The 18,135-nt window shown below is 65.8% G+C and carries 10 protein-coding genes and 3 rRNA genes; 6 read left to right on the top strand and 7 right to left on the bottom strand.

The annotated features are described in order from the left end of the window. The first annotated feature begins 183 nt into the window (after positions 1 to 183). A complete protein-coding gene (locus ACU6WZ_RS15455) occupies positions 184 to 1,854 on the top strand; it encodes an ATP-binding SpoIIE family protein phosphatase (protein ID WP_447028637.1) in 1,671 nt (556 codons plus the stop codon). A 53-nt stretch (positions 1,855 to 1,907) separates the two neighbouring features. On the opposite strand, the gene ACU6WZ_RS15460 is transcribed toward ACU6WZ_RS15455, so the two are convergent. Further along, positions 1,908 to 3,203 (bottom strand): MFS transporter, encoded by a 1,296-nt coding sequence (locus ACU6WZ_RS15460; protein ID WP_447034053.1) that lies wholly within the window; start codon positions 3,201 to 3,203, stop codon positions 1,908 to 1,910. A 144-nt stretch (positions 3,204 to 3,347) separates the two neighbouring features. Here ACU6WZ_RS15460 and ACU6WZ_RS15465 point away from each other — a divergent pair, with 144 nt between their 5' ends. The 5 genes from ACU6WZ_RS15465 to ACU6WZ_RS15485 all read left to right on the top strand — a co-directional run bounded on the left by ACU6WZ_RS15465 (position 3,348) and on the right by ACU6WZ_RS15485 (position 10,384). After that, the gene (locus tag ACU6WZ_RS15465; RefSeq protein WP_447028638.1) at positions 3,348 to 3,905 is read left to right on the top strand and encodes a MarR family winged helix-turn-helix transcriptional regulator; all 558 of its coding nucleotides are present in this window, start codon (positions 3,348 to 3,350) and stop codon (positions 3,903 to 3,905) included. A 682-nt stretch (positions 3,906 to 4,587) separates the two neighbouring features. Further along, positions 4,588 to 6,127, top strand: a 16S ribosomal RNA gene (locus ACU6WZ_RS15470). A gap of 301 nt (positions 6,128 to 6,428) precedes the next feature. Further along, positions 6,429 to 9,552, top strand: a 23S ribosomal RNA gene (locus ACU6WZ_RS15475). A gap of 74 nt (positions 9,553 to 9,626) precedes the next feature. Next, a 5S ribosomal RNA gene (gene rrf / locus ACU6WZ_RS15480) occupies positions 9,627 to 9,743 on the top strand. The 16S, 23S and 5S rRNA genes sit together here, the layout of an rRNA operon. Before the next feature lie 89 nt (positions 9,744 to 9,832). Further along, a complete protein-coding gene (locus ACU6WZ_RS15485; protein ID WP_447028639.1) occupies positions 9,833 to 10,384 on the top strand; it encodes a GNAT family N-acetyltransferase in 552 nt (183 codons plus the stop codon). Here ACU6WZ_RS15485 and ACU6WZ_RS15490 read toward each other — a convergent pair. The 6 genes from ACU6WZ_RS15490 to ACU6WZ_RS15515 form a co-directional block, all read right to left on the bottom strand. Then, positions 10,381 to 12,123, bottom strand: coding sequence for a type IV secretory system conjugative DNA transfer family protein (locus ACU6WZ_RS15490; RefSeq protein WP_447028640.1), 1,743 nt, complete (start codon positions 12,121 to 12,123; stop codon positions 10,381 to 10,383). The genes ACU6WZ_RS15485 and ACU6WZ_RS15490 overlap by 4 nt on opposite strands. Before the next feature lies 1 nt (position 12,124). Further along, positions 12,125 to 13,564 (bottom strand): ATP-binding protein, encoded by a 1,440-nt coding sequence (locus tag ACU6WZ_RS15495; RefSeq protein WP_447028641.1) that lies wholly within the window; start codon positions 13,562 to 13,564, stop codon positions 12,125 to 12,127. A 200-nt stretch (positions 13,565 to 13,764) separates the two neighbouring features. Then, on the bottom strand, positions 13,765 to 15,315 hold the full coding sequence (locus ACU6WZ_RS15500; protein ID WP_447028642.1) for an SCO6880 family protein: 1,551 nt from the start codon (positions 15,313 to 15,315) through the stop codon (positions 13,765 to 13,767). Further along, entirely contained in the window at positions 15,312 to 16,703 is a 1,392-nt protein-coding gene (locus tag ACU6WZ_RS15505; RefSeq protein ID WP_447028643.1) for a hypothetical protein, read from the bottom strand. The genes ACU6WZ_RS15500 and ACU6WZ_RS15505 overlap by 4 nt, the downstream gene beginning before the upstream one ends. Next, entirely contained in the window at positions 16,693 to 17,547 is an 855-nt protein-coding gene (locus ACU6WZ_RS15510; protein WP_447028644.1) for a DUF8175 domain-containg protein, read from the bottom strand. Before ACU6WZ_RS15510 ends, ACU6WZ_RS15505 begins: the two co-directional genes overlap by 11 nt. Before the next feature lie 216 nt (positions 17,548 to 17,763). Next, positions 17,764 to 18,072 carry a DUF8827 family protein gene (locus tag ACU6WZ_RS15515; RefSeq protein ID WP_138899619.1) on the bottom strand — a complete coding sequence of 103 codons (309 nt, stop codon included), beginning with the start codon at positions 18,070 to 18,072 and terminating at the stop codon, positions 17,764 to 17,766. Between the last annotated feature and the right edge of the window lie 63 nt (positions 18,073 to 18,135).

Genomic DNA, 18,135 nt, shown 5'->3' on the forward strand with positions numbered 1-18,135 from the left:
CTGTCAGTGCGGTCGGTCACACTGGGCGTGTGACCATAGGTGGGCTCACACCGGCTCAGGGTCACTCGCTGTAGCCGCGCAGGCGACCCCGCACGCCCCACGCCCACAAAGCCCAGCCGCCCAGTTACTCCCAACCCCCAGCCCCCAGCGACAGCAACGCGACACCATGAGGCCTGAAAGTCAGTGAACTTCACGCGCTGGAGCGCCCGGCTCCCCGGAACGCAGCGCCGCGCCGCGCCGCGGACCGACCGTGGTTCCGTGCCCGCCGCCCGCGGTGAATACGGCCGGCTGCCCGAACACGACCCGGACGTCCCCACAGATGGCGCCCTGGACGCTCTGCACACTCTGACGGACCTCTCCGTCCCCAAGATTCTCGGCCGGCTCCCCGCCCTCATCGCCCTGGTGTACGGCCCCGAGCACCGCGTCGCGTACGTCAACGACGCCTACGCCGCGGCCTTCGGCCCTCGCGAGACCGGCGCCCCCGCCGCCGTCGCCCTGCCCGAACTGGACGAGCTCGGCCTGCTCCCGCTCATGGATCAGGTCCTGCGCAGCGGCACGCCCCGTACGGTCAAGTCCCGCAAGGTGCCCAAGGGCGGCTCCTACACGGTCACCTGCATGCCCGTCGAAACGCGGGCCGCAGCCGCCGAGCAGGGGCACGGCCGGTCGGGCGTCCTCGTCTTCGCCGCCGACGTCACGGACCACGCGGAGGCCGCCGAGCGGCTGCGCGCCAGCGAGCGCCGTCTGCGCGAAACCGCCGTCACCCTGCAGCGCTCGCTGCTCCCGCAGGAGCTGGAGCAGCCCGACGACCTGCGCATCGCCGCGACCTACCAGCCGGGCGGCACGGACGCCGCGGTCGGCGGCGACTGGTACGACGTGATCACCCTCGGCGCCGGCCGTACGGCCCTGGTCATCGGCGACGTCATGGGCCGCGGGGTGCGCGCCGCAGCCGTCATGGGCCAGCTCCGCACCGCGGTCCGCGCGTACGCACGCCTGGACCTGCCGCCCCACGAAGTGCTGCAACTGCTCGACGGCCTCGCCGCGGAGATCGACGCCAGCCAGATCGCCACCTGCGCGTACGCCGTCCACGACCCCGACGAGGGCCGCCTGGTCTACGCGTCGGCCGGCCACCTCCCGATCCTGGTCCGCGACGAGGACGGCACGGTCCGCCGCGCCGAGGACCACACCGGCCCGCCCCTGGGCACCGGCGGTTGGATGCACACCTCGGGCACCATCGCCCTGCCCCCGGGCTCCACCGCCGTCCTCTACACGGACGGCCTGGTCGAGCGCCGCAGCGAGGACATCGACGAGGGAGTGGCAGCCCTGGAGCGCGCCCTGTCCGGCGCCACCGGCACCCCGCAGATCGTCTGCGACCGCCTGATCCGCGCGTTGGGCGTCACCGCCGAGCACGACGACGACGTGGCCGTCCTGGTCCTCCAGCACCCCGCACGCACGGGCGCGGACGCCGAGCTGTTCCGCAACGCCGCGTTGGAGCTGCTCGGCGGCATCGAGGCCGCGCCGCGCGCGCGTGCCTTCGCCCAGGGCGTCCTCGCGTCGTGGCGCTTCCCCATGGAACTGTGCGACCTGGGCGTACTGGCGGCGAGCGAGCTGGTCGCCAACTCTCTCCAGCACGGCACGCCGCCCATGCGGCTGCGGCTACGCAGGACCGACCGTCGCCTGATCATCGAGGTGACGGACGGCGACGACCACCTGCCGCGCCGCCGCCGCGCCGAACCGGCGGACGAAGCCGGCCGCGGCATCTCGATCGTCGCGACGATCGCCTCGTCCTGGGGCAGCCGGCGAACGCCGGGAGGTGGCAAGGCGGTCTGGTGCGAATTCACACTCCCGACCACCTGACGCCTGACGTCTGACGTCTGACGTCTGACGTCTGTCTCGCTGTCTCGCCCGGCTCAACGGGCCGCGGTGAGGGGGTCCCCCTCCCGCGTGTTCTCCGCCACGTTCGTCGCGACGACCAGCGACTTGACCGGCAGCGGCCGGTCCTGGGCGGGTGTGAGGTGCTTGCCGAGCCGCAGCGCCAGCACGCTGATGCCCAGCGAGAAGACGATGAAGGTGAGGATGTACGGCGTGTGCAGCGAGGCCCCCATAGGCCCGCCCACCGCAGGACCGATAGCCAGCGCGAGCTGCTTGACCAGCGCGAAGGCCGAGTTGTACTGACCGACCATCGATTCCGGAGCCAGGTCCGCGACCAGCGGCGCGACGGTCGGCGACAGCATCGCCTCGCCGAGCCCGAACAGGGCGTACGTCGAGATGAACGCTGCCGTGGCCATCGTCTGGCTGCCGTGCCCGAGCCCGGCGTAACCGGCCACGATCCACGCGACGGTCCAGATCAGCCCGACCAGTGCCACGACGCGCGAACGCCGCCGCCGTTCGACCAGCCGCAACACCACGAACTGGGCGATCACGATGACCGCCGTGTTGGCGGCCAGCGCGATGCCGAGCGTGGCCGGCTCGATCCCGGCGGCCTCGGTGCCGTACGCCGCGAGCCCCGACTCGAACTGCCCGTAGCAGGCAAAGAAGAGTACGAACCCGAGTCCGCACAGCTGCACCATGGCGCGGTGCTTCAGCAGGACCCGCAATCCGCCCCTGGGCGCGGCGTCGTTCTGCGGCATGGCGTCGGCGATGACAGTCGTACGCGGCAGTCTGATGCTCGCGCCGATCCCGGCGAGCACCAGGAACATCACCGCTTCGATGCTGAACAAGAGCATGAAGCTGCCGGGCCGGCTCTCGTCGACGAGCTGGCCGCCGATGAGACCGCCGATGCCGAGGCCGAGGTTCGCGAGGAAGAACTGGGTGGCGAAGGCCCGAGTGCGGGTGACGGGCGTGGAGCACCAGACGATCATCGTGGCGAGCGCCGGCTGCATGACGGCCGTACCGGCGCCGAGCAGGGCGGCGGACAGCAGAGCCGTCGGCACGCTGTCGGAGAGCCCCATGCACAGGGCGCCGACCGAGGCAGTCACCGCGGCCCCGACCAGCACAGGCAGGGGGCCGCGCCGGTCGATCGCCCGGCCGGTGAACGGCAGGACGACGAGCGCGGCCACGGCGAAGACCGCGAGCACGACCCCCGCCGTACTCGCGCCCAGATGCCTCACCTGTGCCACGTACACGTACAGATACGGAACGGTGAAGCCGATGCCGAACGCACTCAGCGCGTTCCCCGTCTGGATCCGGCGCATCGCGGCACCCATCGCCCTGGTCACACTCACCTGCCTCAAGGTTTCGAAGAAAAAGCCGAAGAGCTGAAGCCTGAAGACTTCAACGCTAAAGTTAACACCTCAACCGTACACAGGGAAGGACTTAATGGCAACGACTGTCGTGTCATACTGCCCGGCATGCCAGAGACCTCAGAGCCGCACGGCCTCCAGGAGCCGGGCCTCGACGAACAGATCGCCGCCTATCAGCGCGAGTACGGCGATCTGGATCCCCAGGTCGAGAAGGTCGTGTCGGCCCTCGGCCGCCTCAATCGCCGTATGAACGTCGCGTACGGCCGCCAGGTCGCCACGCTTGGCATCAGCAACACGGAGTGGGAAGTCCTCAAGACGCTCGTGGTGTCCGGCGCCCCCTACCGACTGGGCCCCGGTGAGCTCGCGAAGCGTCTCGGCCTCACGCCGGCCGCGATGACCCACCGCGTCGACCGGATGGCGGCCGAGGGTCTCGTCACCAGGGACCGGGACGAGAACAATCGCGTACGGGTGATTGTGGAACTCACCGACGAGGGCCGGACCAAGTGGCTCGAGGCGATGCGGATGGCGTCGATCTTCGAGGAGGACCTGCTCCAGGACCTTTCGGGGGACGAACGAGCCTCACTCGGCGACATGCTGATCCGCCTGCTGCGCAGGGTCGAGGACGCCCAGCCGGACGCCGGTGGGCGCCTCACCGACCTGGACTGACAGCCCATGAGGGCGGGCTCCGTAGGTGAACTCGGGGTGGGTTGACAGACCCCCGGTCGATCCGTAGGGTTCTTCGAGTTGTCACAGAGCCGGAACGGTTCTGCGGCAGCGGCTACGCCGTTGATACGGCAAACCCAACCTCAGCGTGATCCCCAGTCGAGACCAATTTCGGCATGCCGAAATGCACTCGACAAGTTCGGCCGGCTCGATTATGAGTCGCCCGGATGAATCCGCTAGTGTTCGGGACGTCGGAACGGCCCAACAGCCGCGAAGACGAAACCCGCTGACTGGGAGTCGGGCTCGAAAGAGCCTGATAGAGTTGGAAACGCCGGAAAGGGAAACGCGAAAGCGAAGAACTGGAAAGCGCCGAGGAAGTCGGACGCGAAAGCGTCTGATAGAGTCGGAAACACGAAGTACCGAACGATAGCCGCCCGGAGGAAAGCCCGCGAGGGTGAGTACAAAGGAAGCGTCCGTTCCTTGAGAACTCAACAGCGTGCCAAAAGTCAACGCCAGATATGTTGATACCCCGGCCCACCTCTGGTGGGTTGGTGGTTCCTTTGAAAAGTCCTGGCCGCCCGTGTGGTGGTCAGGCGAACACAGCGAGGACGCTGAGGACAGCGGGCCATATTCCGGCCCGATCTGTTCCGCTCTAAGTGTGTGTGAGCTCGATTACGAGCAAACATTCATGGAGAGTTTGATCCTGGCTCAGGACGAACGCTGGCGGCGTGCTTAACACATGCAAGTCGAACGATGAAGCCCTTCGGGGTGGATTAGTGGCGAACGGGTGAGTAACACGTGGGCAATCTGCCCTTCACTCTGGGACAAGCCCTGGAAACGGGGTCTAATACCGGATAACACTCTTCCCTGCATGGGGAGGGGTTAAAAGCTCCGGCGGTGAAGGATGAGCCCGCGGCCTATCAGCTTGTTGGTGGGGTAATGGCCTACCAAGGCGACGACGGGTAGCCGGCCTGAGAGGGCGACCGGCCACACTGGGACTGAGACACGGCCCAGACTCCTACGGGAGGCAGCAGTGGGGAATATTGCACAATGGGCGAAAGCCTGATGCAGCGACGCCGCGTGAGGGATGACGGCCTTCGGGTTGTAAACCTCTTTCAGCAGGGAAGAAGCGACTGGGTTTTCCCGGACGTGACGGTACCTGCAGAAGAAGCGCCGGCTAACTACGTGCCAGCAGCCGCGGTAATACGTAGGGCGCAAGCGTTGTCCGGAATTATTGGGCGTAAAGAGCTCGTAGGCGGCTTGTCACGTCGGATGTGAAAGCCCGGGGCTTAACCCCGGGTCTGCATTCGATACGGGCAGGCTAGAGTGTGGTAGGGGAGATCGGAATTCCTGGTGTAGCGGTGAAATGCGCAGATATCAGGAGGAACACCGGTGGCGAAGGCGGATCTCTGGGCCATTACTGACGCTGAGGAGCGAAAGCGTGGGGAGCGAACAGGATTAGATACCCTGGTAGTCCACGCCGTAAACGTTGGGAACTAGGTGTTGGCGACATTCCACGTCGTCGGTGCCGCAGCTAACGCATTAAGTTCCCCGCCTGGGGAGTACGGCCGCAAGGCTAAAACTCAAAGGAATTGACGGGGGCCCGCACAAGCAGCGGAGCATGTGGCTTAATTCGACGCAACGCGAAGAACCTTACCAAGGCTTGACATATACCGGAAACACCTAGAGATAGGTGCCCCCTTGTGGTCGGTATACAGGTGGTGCATGGCTGTCGTCAGCTCGTGTCGTGAGATGTTGGGTTAAGTCCCGCAACGAGCGCAACCCTTGTCCTGTGTTGCCAGCATGCCCTTCGGGGTGATGGGGACTCACAGGAGACCGCCGGGGTCAACTCGGAGGAAGGTGGGGACGACGTCAAGTCATCATGCCCCTTATGTCTTGGGCTGCACACGTGCTACAATGGCCGGTACAATGAGCTGCGATGCCGTGAGGCGGAGCGAATCTCAAAAAGCCGGTCTCAGTTCGGATTGGGGTCTGCAACTCGACCCCATGAAGTCGGAGTTGCTAGTAATCGCAGATCAGCATTGCTGCGGTGAATACGTTCCCGGGCCTTGTACACACCGCCCGTCACGTCACGAAAGTCGGTAACACCCGAAGCCGGTGGCCCAACCCCTTGTGGGAGGGAGCTGTCGAAGGTGGGACTGGCGATTGGGACGAAGTCGTAACAAGGTAGCCGTACCGGAAGGTGCGGCTGGATCACCTCCTTTCTAAGGAGCACTTCTTACCAGGCTTCGGTTTGGTCAGAGGCCAGTTCATCGGCGAACGTCCGGTGCTGGTTGCTCATGGGTGGAACGTTGACTATTCGGCACGGTTGGTTGGGACTGTTAGTACTGCTTCGGCGTGGAACACAGTCTGGATTGGCCGGGTCGGGCACGCTGTTGGGTATCTGAGGGTACGGACTTCGGTCCTTATCTTCGCGATGCCGGCCCCAGTGCACTCGTTCTTCGGAGCGGGGTGATGGGTGGCTGGTCGTTGCTTGAGAACTGCACAGTGGACGCGAGCATCTGTGGGCAAGTTTTTAAGGGCGCACGGTGGATGCCTTGGCACCAGGAACCGATGAAGGACGTGGGAGGCCACGATAGTCCCCGGGGAGCCGTCAACCAGGCTTTGATCCGGGGGTTTCCGAATGGGGAAACCCGGCAGTCGTCATGGGCTGTCACCCATACCTGAACACATAGGGTATGTGGAGGGAACGCGGGGAAGTGAAACATCTCAGTACCCGCAGGAAGAGAAAACAACCGTGATTCCGGGAGTAGTGGCGAGCGAAACCGGATGAGGCCAAACCGTATGCGTGTGATACCCGGCAGGGGTTGCGCATACGGGGTTGTGGGATTGCACTTCAACAGTCTGCCGGCTGTTGGGCGAGTCAGAAACCGTTGGTGTAGGCGAAGGACATGCGAAAGGTCCGGCGTAGAGGGTAAGACCCCCGTAGCTGAAACATCAACGGCTTGCTTGTGCAACACCCAAGTAGCACGGGGCCCGAGAAATCCCGTGTGAATCTGGCGGGACCACCCGTTAAGCCTAAATATTCCCTGGTGACCGATAGCGGATAGTACCGTGAGGGAATGGTGAAAAGTACCGCGGGAGCGGAGTGAAATAGTACCTGAAACCGTGTGCCTACAAGCCGTGGGAGCGTCGCGCATTGAGTTTACTCAGTGCGTCGTGACTGCGTGCCTTTTGAAGAATGAGCCTGCGAGTTAGCGGTGTGTAGCGAGGTTAACCCGTGTGGGGAAGCCGTAGCGAAAGCGAGTCCGAATAGGGCGCATGAGTTGCACGCTCTAGACCCGAAGCGGAGTGATCTAGCCATGGGCAGGTTGAAGCGGAGGTAAGACTTCGTGGAGGACCGAACCCACCAGGGTTGAAAACCTGGGGGATGACCTGTGGTTAGGGGTGAAAGGCCAATCAAACTCCGTGATAGCTGGTTCTCCCCGAAATGCATTTAGGTGCAGCGTCGTGTGTTTCTTGCCGGAGGTAGAGCACTGGATAGGCGATGGGCCCTACCGGGTTACTGACCTTAGCCAAACTCCGAATGCCGGTAAGTGAGAGCGCGGCAGTGAGACTGTGGGGGATAAGCTCCATGGTCGAGAGGGAAACAGCCCAGAGCATCGACTAAGGCCCCTAAGCGTACGCTAAGTGGGAAAGGATGTGGAGTCGCAGAGACAACCAGGAGGTTGGCTTAGAAGCAGCCACCCTTGAAAGAGTGCGTAATAGCTCACTGGTCAAGTGATTCCGCGCCGACAATGTAGCGGGGCTCAAGCGTACCGCCGAAGTCGTGTCATTCACACATATATCCCCAACGGGAGTGTGGATGGGTAGGGGAGCGTCGTGTGCCGGGTGAAGCAGCCGCGGAAGCGAGTTGTGGACGGTTCACGAGTGAGAATGCAGGCATGAGTAGCGATACACACGTGAGAAACGTGTGCGCCGATTGACTAAGGGTTCCTGGGTCAAGCTGATCTGCCCAGGGTAAGTCGGGACCTAAGGCGAGGCCGACAGGCGTAGTCGATGGACAACCGGTTGATATTCCGGTACCCGCTTTGAAACGCCCAGTATCGAATCCGTTGATGCTAAGGCCGTGAAGCCGCCCTGGAGCCTTCGGGCAAAGGGGAGTGGTGGAGCCGCCGGCCCAATGCGGTAGTAGGTAAGCGATGGGGTGACGCAGGAAGGTAGTCCAGCCCGGGCGGTGGTTGTCCCGGGGTAAGGGTGTAGGACGCACGGTAGGTAAATCCGTCGTGCATATAGTCTGAGACCTGATGCCGAGCCGATTGTGGTGAAGTGGATGATCCTATGCTGTCGAGAAAAGCCTCTAGCGAGTTTCATGGCGGCCCGTACCCTAAACCGACTCAGGTGGTCAGGTAGAGAATACCGAGGCGTTCGGGTGAACTATGGTTAAGGAACTCGGCAAAATGCCCCCGTAACTTCGGGAGAAGGGGGGCCATCACTGGTGATCGGATTTACTCCGTGAGCTGGGGGTGGCCGCAGAGACCAGCGAGAAGCGACTGTTTACTAAAAACACAGGTCCGTGCGAAGCCGTAAGGCGATGTATACGGACTGACGCCTGCCCGGTGCTGGAACGTTAAGGGGACCGGTTAGTCATGATTCGTCATGGCGAAGCTGAGAACTTAAGCGCCAGTAAACGGCGGTGGTAACTATAACCATCCTAAGGTAGCGAAATTCCTTGTCGGGTAAGTTCCGACCTGCACGAATGGCGTAACGACTTCTCGACTGTCTCAACCATAGGCCCGGTGAAATTGCACTACGAGTAAAGATGCTCGTTTCGCGCAGAAGGACGGAAAGACCCCGGGACCTTTACTACAGTTTGATATTGGTGTTCGGTTCGGCTTGTGTAGGATAGGTGGGAGACTGTGAAGCATGCACGCCAGTGTGTGTGGAGTCAATCTTGAAATACCACTCTGGTCGTGCTGGATGTCTAACCTCGGTCCGTGATCCGGATCAGGGACAGTGTCTGATGGGTAGTTTAACTGGGGCGGTTGCCTCCTAAAGAGTAACGGAGGCGCCCAAAGGTTCCCTCAGCCTGGTTGGCAATCAGGTGTTGAGTGTAAGTGCACAAGGGAGCTTGACTGTGAGACCGACGGGTCGAGCAGGGACGAAAGTCGGGACTAGTGATCCGGCAGTGGCTTGTGGAAGCGCTGTCGCTCAACGGATAAAAGGTACCCCGGGGATAACAGGCTGATCTTCCCCAAGAGTCCATATCGACGGGATGGTTTGGCACCTCGATGTCGGCTCGTCGCATCCTGGGGCTGGAGTCGGTCCCAAGGGTTGGGCTGTTCGCCCATTAAAGCGGTACGCGAGCTGGGTTTAGAACGTCGTGAGACAGTTCGGTCCCTATCCTCTGCGCGCGTAGGAATATTGAGAAGGGCTGTCCCTAGTACGAGAGGACCGGGACGGACGAACCTCTGGTGTGCCAGTTGTCCTGCCAAGGGCATGGCTGGTTGGCTACGTTCGGAAAGGATAACCGCTGAAAGCATCTAAGCGGGAAGCCTGCTTCGAGATGAGTATTCCCACCAACTAGATTGGTTAAGGCTCCCAGTAGACGACTGGGTTGATAGGCCAGATGTGGAAGCCCGGTAACGGGTGGAGCTGACTGGTACTAATAGGCCGAGGGCTTGTCCTCAGTTGCTCGCGTCCACTGTGTTAGTTCTGAAGTAACGAACTGTGCTGTCACCGGTTTGTGCAACTTCATAGTGTTTCGGTGGTCATAGCGTTAGGGAAACGCCCGGTTACATTTCGAACCCGGAAGCTAAGCCTTTCAGCGCCGATGGTACTGCAGGGGGGACCCTGTGGGAGAGTAGGACGCCGCCGAACAATCATTGTGGGAAAGCCCCGCACCTTATGGTGCGGGGCTTTTCTGCGTTCATGCGATGATCTTCCCCATGGATCACGTGATACGGCCCGTGCGCACTGGCGATTGGGAGAAGGTGAGGGAGCTGCGGCTCGCCGGGCTCCAGGATCCGCTCGCGAGCATCGCTTTCCTGGAGACGTACGAGCGAGCCTCGGCGCAACCCGACTCGTTCTGGCAGGAGCGTACGGACACGGCTGCGGCAGGAGTTGCGGTACGGCAGTTCGTCGCCGCGGGGCCGGACGGCGGCTGGGCGGGCTCGGTCTCGGCGATCGTCGAGCGGGTGGGCGCCGAGGGATCGAACCCCGAACCGCCGGCCGCGGATGCGCGCGTGGGCCAGGTGTACATCGCGGGAGTCTTCGTACGTCCCGAGGCGCGCGGGAGCGGACTGGCGGAGGAGCTGTTCCGGGCCGCGCTGGACTGGGCCTGGTCGTTGCCGGTTCCGCGTATCGACCGGGCGCGGTTGTTCGTGCACGAGCGCAACGTACGTGCGGAGGCGCTCTATCGAAAGGCCGGATTCGTGCGAAGTGGAAACACCGTGGCGGCGGCCGACGACCCCACGGCGAAGGAGAACGAGATGGTGGTTCCGCGCCCGAAGGGGGCTTAGACCGACCGGCAATTGGGGGGCGGCGTCGAGGCGGGCGGGAACACGTGGTCCCCGGGCCAGCGTGCCCGGCCCTGCTCCTGTGAGCGGAGCAGGACCAGGGCCGGCAGGCCTTGGTCCTGACCGGTCGACAGCAGGCCGGGCAGCTCAGGCAGCGGAGCGACGGCGGCGACGTCGTCCAGAACGAACGTCATTGGTGGGTCGAGCCGACCGTCGGATGACCGTGCGGCCATGCGGCGGCCGTGCTCGACCACGCTTGATACGAGTGCGGTGAGCAGAGGCATCGCTGCGGGGCGCGACTTGGGGTCCTCGATTGCTTCACCCACCACATAAAGAGTGCCCCCTTCGTCGATAAATGATTCCAACGTGAGCGAATCGTTTCGGTTCGGGGTGCAGGCGTCGCGAATATGGATCGAGGAGAGAGCGGCCAGGGCGCGGACCGTCAACTCCTGTGCCACCTCTCGACGTTCGGGGTAGGCGGTGAGCGCCGACTCCAGGAGGCCCGCAGCGCCGCTCGATGCCTTGGGGTGGGTGCGGAGGATGCGTACCGCTTCTTGGGCGCTGTTTCCCAGTGCCCAACGGTGTACCTGCCGGAAGGGGCGGCCGTCCACGGCGGCGGCGTGCAGCCAGCTGCTGAGCAGCGTCTCGGCGGTGTCGGCCGTGGCGGCGTCCAGACGCGATTGCGGCCGTACGGGAGCGAGCAGCGCGGCGGCTCGGGCCGCGGCGGTGTCGGGTTGTGCGCAGCCGGTGGTGGGCGACCAGTGGATGCGGGCCGGGGTGTCGCAGAGGTGGCCGGGGTCGTACACGAGGACGGGGCCGAGCTTGGCTCGCGCGTCCTTCGTCTCGGCCCACAGGGTGGGGTCCGACGTGACGACGAGCGCGGCGCCTTCGGCGTCCAGGATGGCCTGGATTGCGGTGGGCCGGCGTGTCTGAGGGCCTCCGTAGACGAAGCGGGGCGCACGGCTGCGAGGCGCCGGGACCGCTGGTGAGGCGACCAGGCTGCTCAGGCCCGCCGTGCCGGGCAGCGGGGCGGGCTCACGGGTCGGCCACTCCTCGGGCGGCGCCGCAGGGCCGGCCGCCGCAGGCACCCCCGTCGGCGAGGCGAACCCTGTGCCGTCGTCAGCGCGTCCCGGGAACGCGCCTGCGGAGGGAAACGCGCTGTTCCCCGGAACGCCGCTTTGGGGTGCGGGGAGCGTGCCCGGGTGGGGAAACGCGCCGTACCCGGGAACGGCATTTTGGGGTGCGGGGAGCGTGCCCGGGTGGGGAAACGCGCCGTTCCCGGGAACGGCGCTTTGGTTGTCGACGTACGAGCTCGTGGAGCCGGCGGTGTGCTGCGCTCTCTTCACCCAGGCCGCCCCGCGCGCTCTCGTGCGTTGCGCTTTCACGCGTGCCAGGACGCCCGTCACGAAGATCGTCAGTACGAACAGCACCATCAGCTCGCCGATGAGCAGTCCCCAGAACAGCCCGTACCCCGAGAGCTGCTCCGGCGGCGTGTCCGGCCACGCCGCCGCGATGTCCTGGGGTGCGCCCAGCAGACGGCGCAGGGCCAGCGGCGTACGGGCGAAGGTGACGCCGTCCGGCCACGCGCCATGGGCGAACAGGCCGGCCAGCCCCGCGGCGAGCCACGCCATGACCGTCAGACCCAGTAGGAACGCCAGCAGACCGATCACCAGGGAGTCCGGGATGCCGCGTTCGGTGCCCTGCCGGTCCGGCCGGCCCTGCCGCTGCTCGCTGTGCGTCATGTCAGGCAACCGTCGATTCCGAGGACTCGTTCATCTGCTGCTCTATCAGCGTGGCCCTCCGCTCCGCCTCCAGCTCCGCGGCCTGCATGTCGTCCGAGAGCGCGCCGTCCCGGAGGGCGTCGTTCGCGAGCATGTCCGCCGAGGTCTCGGTCATGGCGCGGTCGGTGAAGACGAGTGGGCGTTCCGCTTCGGTGATCAGGTGTTTGACGACCTGGACGTTGCCGTTCACGTCCCACACCGCGATGCCGGGGGTGAGCGTCGGGATGATTTCGACCGCCCAGCGCGGCAGCCCCAGTACCCGGCCCGTGGCGCGCGCCTCGTCCGCCTTCTGGGCGTAGATCGTCCGGGTCGAGGCCATCTTCAGGATCGCTGCGGCCTCTCTCGCCGCCGCGCCGTCCACGACGTCCGACAGGTGGTGCACCACCGCAACGAAGGACAGGCCGAGCCGGCGGCCGAACTTCAGCAGACGCTGGAAGAGCTGGGCGACGAACGGCGAGTTGATGATGTGCCACGCCTCCTCCACCAGGAAGATGCGCTTCTTGCGGTCGGGCCGGATCCAGGTGTGTTCGAGCCACACGCCGACGATCGCCATCAGGATCGGCATGGCGATCGAGTTGCGGTCGATGTGGGACAGGTCGAAGACGATCAGCGGCGCGTCCAGGTCGATGCCGACCGTCGTCGGGCCGTCGAACATGCCCCGCAGGTCACCGTCGACCAGCCGGTCCAGGACGAGCGCCACGTCCAGGCCCCAGGCCCGTACGTCGTCCAGGTCGACGTTCATCGCCTCCGCCGACTCCGGTTCCGGGTGGCGCAGTTGCTCGACGATGTCGGTGAGTACCGGCTGCCGGTCGACGATCGTCTCGTTGACGTAGGCGTGCGCGACCTTGAGGGCGAAACCGGAGCGCTCGTCGAGGCCGTGGCCCATCGCGACCTCGATGATCGTACGGAGCAGGGCCAGCTGCCCCGTCGTCGTGATCGCCGGGTCGAGCGGGTTGAGCCTGATGCCGCCGCCGAGCGCCGCCATCGGGTCGAGCCGGATGGGGGTTATACCCAGCTCCTGCGCGATCAGGTTCCACTCGCCGGCGCCGTCCTCGCCCTGCGCGTCCAGGACGACGACCTGCCGGTCCTTGAAACGCAACTGCCGCAGTACGTACGTCTTCTCCAGCGCCGATTTGCCGTTGCCGGACTCGCCGAGGACCAGCCAGTGCGGCGCGGGGAGTTGCTGGCCGTACAGCTGGAAGGGGTCGTAGATGTACCCCTTGCCGCTGTAGACCTCGCGGCCGATGATCACGCCGGAGTCGCCGAGGCCGGGCGCCGCGGTGGGCAGGTAGACGGCCTGGGCCTGCCCCGTCGACGTACGGACGGGAAGTCTGGTCGTCTCGACCTTCCCGAACAGGAAGCTGGTGAAGGCATCCGTGACTGCGGACAGCGGATCTCGCATGGCGGGTCTGCCCTCTCGGTTAGGGGTTGTCTTTCGGGTCGGGCCGGATCAGGGGGCGGGGTCTGGGGCGGTGTTCAGCAAGGCGGAGGAGGCAGGCGATGCGGAGCGTCGCTGACTGACGACAACGCGGCGGGTGCGGCGCGATGCGGTGCGGTGCTGTGCCAGACCCACGAGCCCGGCGTGATCCGAAAGACACCCCCTCAGCGACGGATACCGGTGGCGAACGGCAGGGTGTTGACGAACGCCCGGTGATGCTCGCGGTCGCACCACTCCAGCTTCAAGTACGACTTTCCGGCCGAGGCCCTGATGGTCCGCTTGTCGCGGGCCAGGGCCTCGGGCGAACGTGACGACACAGTGATGTACCCGACGAGGTTGACACCGGCCGCACCGCTCGCGAGATCTTCACCCCGCTGGTCGAGCCGCCCGTGCGCGGCGATGTCACGGGGGTCGACGGTGCGGTTCATCTTGGCCTGACGGCTGGCCTCCGCATCGTCGTTCGTCTTCTCGGTCAGCATCCGCTCGATGGCGATCTCGGTCGGTTCCAGGTCCATGGTGACCGCGACCGTGCGGATCACGTCGGGGGTGTGGACGAGCAGCGGCGCGAGGAAGTTCACCCCGACCGGCGTCATCGGCCACTCCTTGACCCACGCGGTGGCGTGGCACCAGGGCGCGCGGGTCGACGACTCGCGGGTCTTGGCCTGGAGGTACGTCGCCTCCATGGCGTCCAGCTCGGCCGGCCAGGCGTTGCGCTTGGTCATTGCCTGGATGTGGTCCATGGGGTGGTCGGGGTCGTACATCGAGTGCACGAGTGAGGCGAGGCGGCCCTGGCCGAGGGGCTGGCGTACGCGGATGTCGGCCTCCGCGAGCCGCGCGCAGATGTCGGTCAGCTCGCGCGCCATGACGACGGCGAGCCCCGAGTCCCGGTCGAGCTTGCGGCCGCCGTGCGGGCGGGCGGCGCGGGCCATGGCGTTGGCCTCGGCGGCGAGATCGCGGGAGTAGTGCATGCAGGCGACGAGGTAGGCGCGGTGTTGCTCGCTGGAGGTCGAGACCATGGACTGCAGCTGGTCGTACGACTCCTGGAGCCAGCCGGGGGAGTGCTTGTCGCCGCGCTGGGAGACGTCCTTGGCGTGGGCGTCGGGGTCAGCGGGCAGGGTGCGGGCGAGCATCTGGAGGCGCGTCACGAAGCCGTCGCCGTTGGCGACGTGCTTGAGCAGCGTGCCGAAACGGTCGACGAGGGCTTCCTGGTCCTCGCTGTCGCGCAGGCCGACGCCCGGCCCCTCGATCTCGATGGCCGCGGTGACGGTGCGTCGGTCGGCGTGCAGGAGTACGGCGATCTCGTCGGGGCCGAAGGGAGCGGCGAGCCAGTTGATACGGCCGATGCCGGGCGGCGGCCCCACCTCGACCTCGCGGCCGTCGCTGCGTACGCCGGCTTCCATGGCGGAGCTGCGATAGGCGGTGCCGTTGCGCAGGGAGCGTTTGTAGCTGCGGTTGATTTCAAACCACTTGTAGAAGGTGCGGTGCTTGTACGGGACGTACACCACGACCAGGGCGAGCATCGGGAAGCCCATGAGGAGCACGATCCGCAGGGACAGGACGGGGACCAGCAGTCCGCTCATCATGCCGAGGAACGCGCCGGCGATGATCAGCGCGATCTCGCCGGTCTCGCGGTTCTTGCCGATGATCGCGTTCGGCCGGGCCCGGCCGATGAGATACGTACGGCGCGGCGTGATGGGTGGGGACTGCGTCGTCAACGCCCTGCACCTCCTGTGCTTGTGCTGCCTGTGTTGCCGTTGCCGCTGCCGGTGCCGCGGTTCGCGTGGGTGGCGTTGCTACGGGCGGAGGGGGCGGCGGAGGGGATGATTCCGCCGCCGCTGTTGCTGCCGCCCGGCGATGCCGCTGCTGATCCGCCGCCTCCGCCTCCCCCTCCGGAGCGGGCGCTGTGCGCTGCGACGCCGCCGCTGACGGGATTGGCCTGGCGGGGCGGCGAGCCGCTCTGGCCGTTGCCGCCGCCGCCCCCGCCGCCGCGGCTGCTGTGAGCCTTGATGCCCTGTGAGACCAGTGCGGCGGGGGAACTGATGACGGCGGCCGCCTGGGCTCCGTCGGTGGCCTTGCTGCGGCTGGACCGGGCGGAGGCGATCTCGTCTCCGAAGCCGGGGACGAAGCGGTAGATCATGCCGGACGCGAAGATGGCGAGAAGGATGATCGCGAGGCCGGAAACGACGGCGGAGAAGGCGTTCGGCCCGTCGTCGGAGGACAGGGCCCCGGCGAGGCCGAGGACGATCACGATGACGGGCTTGACCATGATGATCGCGATCATCATTCCGGCCCATCGGCGGGTGTGCCCCCACATGTTCTTGTCCACGAGCCCCGCATAGACGACTACGCCGAGGAGCGCGCCGACGTAGAGGAGCAGGGCGCGGATGAACAGCTCCAGGAAGAGCACGCCGGCGGCGAGGATGGTCACCAGCGACACGACGATCAGCATGATCGGCCCGCCCCCGATGTCGTCGCCCTTCTTGAGCGCCTCGGCGAACGATCCGAAGAAGACGTCGGTCTGGCCGCCGGTACTGGCGGCGATGACTTCGGTGATGCTGTCGGTGGCGGATACGACCGTATAGAGGATCAGGGGCGTGAAGGCGGACGCGAGAACGGTGAGCCAGAGGAACCCGATGGCCTCGGACACGGCGATCGACAGCGGCACGCCACGGATGGCGCGCTTGGCTACGGCGAGGAGCCACAGAACGAGCGTGAGGACGGCGGATGCGGCGAAGACGACGGCGTACTGCTGGAGGAACTTGGAGTTCGTGAAGTCGACCGTCGCTGTCGACTCCACGGCCTCGCTCAGCTTCCCCACGATCCAGGCGGCGGCGTCGGCGCAGCCCTTGGCGAGGGAGGAGAGGGGGTCTACGGCGTCGGCGGGGTCGGTGGGGGCGCGGAGGCGGGAGCTGCCGCCTTCGCCGTCCTCGCAGTACTCCTTGGCAGGACCGATCAGCAGGTCGCAGGGGTCATCGCTCTTGCTTGGCGAAGGCGTTGGGGTGGGCGTGGGCGCTGCGACAGCGCGTGCTGCGAAGAGGAGGGCCGCAGCCTGCACAGCTGCCAGTGCAGCGGCGACCGACCGGAGCCGGGGGCTATCGGGCATAAGTGAACCCTCCGTACTCTTCGGCTGCCTTGCTGATCTCGTCGGACGTCGCGGCCGCGATGTCCCCAGGGACTGGGGCGGGGCCGTCCTTCTGGGAGTCAGCGGTGACTCTCCAGTCGTTGTCGGCCCATTCCAGATCGAAGGTCCAGGTCTTCCACGTATTGCTCACGGGATCCGTCGACCCCTGTCCGGACATACCAATCAGACCCGTGTACCAGACGGAGACCTGCGCGGTTGCGTCGCTGTAGTGCTCGACCTTGGTTCCGACCGGGACGGTCCGTGAGACGAAGGTGCTACCCGGCGGCGGGTTGCCATCTGCGTCAAGGCCGAGCTTTTTCAGGAAATCCGACGAGTAGGCCTTGTCCTGGGGGCCCTTGAGCCTTTGGGCGGCCCCGGGCGTGTAGACGGCGTCGACGATCTCGTGGCGGGAGGTCGTTTTGAACATGCCGTTGGACCCGAGAGCCACCGCATAGTTCGAGGCGGCGCTTTGGGCCCCCTGCTCGTCCTGCGCGAAGCCGGACGCGATCGTCCCGTTCTTGCCCGCGACCGGCTTCACGCCCGTCGCGGCCGTCGGTTCCGCCGCCGCTCCTCCCCGTTTCAGCTCGTCGCCCGACTCACTCGCGCCACCACCCCGATTCGCGAACGCGATAGCGGCGATCAGCAGTACCACCACGCCCACCACGGTGATGAGGGAACGGGACGTCCGAACAGGCCGCCGCGCACCCCCGTACACGTCGCTTCCGCTGCCGTCGGGAAGGCGCGTGCGGGTCTGGCCGGAGCCGCCGACGCGGTCCGTGCCGCGACCCGTGTCGCCGCCGTAGCCCTGCTCGTCGCCGAGACTCATGCCGGGTACGCCCCCTTAACCGTGTGCGGATCCGCGTCGTAGTACGACGGTAGCCGTGCTGGTTCCCGCGCGGACGCGGTGTGGTGACTCGACATCAGGGAGACGCAACCTCAGCCGGTGGGCACGACGGACGGGTGGGATGGGGGAGAGGGGTGGGGGAGGTGGGGTGAGTTGGTCGGGCACGCGCGTGGGGCGGCCCGGCCGAATGACGGTGCGTTAGACAGCCATCCCGTACACGATGGTGAAGAGCGTGCCGAGTGATCCGATGATGAAGACGCCGGTGAGGCCGGCGACGATGAGGCCCTTGCCCTGTTCCGCACTGAAGGTGTCCCGCAGAGCCGTCGCGCCGATGCGCTGCTTTGCGGCTCCCCAGATCGCGATGCCGAGGCAGAGGAGGATGGCGACTGCCATCACGACCTCGATCATGATGCGGGCTTCGTTCCCCAAGGTCCCGAAGGGACCCCAGTTGGGGGCGATTCCACCGATGATGGTGGTGATGTCGCCCTTCTCGGCTGCCAGGTTCATGTAAGTCACCGCCCCTGTCGGGTAGTTCGTCGCCCCTGCCGTACGGCAGGAGTCACGTTCTAT

Source organism: Streptomyces hypolithicus (genome assembly GCF_052934925.1).

Excerpts from the sequence above, each read along its gene's own strand:
- ACU6WZ_RS15495 (WP_447028641.1), bottom strand. The coding sequence starts at position 13,564 with ATGCGAGATCCGCTGTCCGCAGTCACGGATGCCTTCACCAGCTTCCTG.
- ACU6WZ_RS15505 (WP_447028643.1), bottom strand. The coding sequence starts at position 16,703 with ATGCCCGATAGCCCCCGGCTCCGGTCGGTCGCCGCTGCACTGGCAGCT.
- ACU6WZ_RS15460 (WP_447034053.1), bottom strand. The coding sequence starts at position 3,203 with ATGGGTGCCGCGATGCGCCGGATCCAGACGGGGAACGCGCTGAGTGCG.
- ACU6WZ_RS15510 (WP_447028644.1), bottom strand. The coding sequence starts at position 17,547 with ATGAGTCTCGGCGACGAGCAGGGCTACGGCGGCGACACGGGTCGCGGC.
- ACU6WZ_RS15465 (WP_447028638.1), top strand. The coding sequence starts at position 3,348 with ATGCCAGAGACCTCAGAGCCGCACGGCCTCCAGGAGCCGGGCCTCGAC.
- ACU6WZ_RS15515 (WP_138899619.1), bottom strand. The coding sequence starts at position 18,072 with ATGAACCTGGCAGCCGAGAAGGGCGACATCACCACCATCATCGGTGGA.
- ACU6WZ_RS15490 (WP_447028640.1), bottom strand. The coding sequence starts at position 12,123 with ATGACGCACAGCGAGCAGCGGCAGGGCCGGCCGGACCGGCAGGGCACC.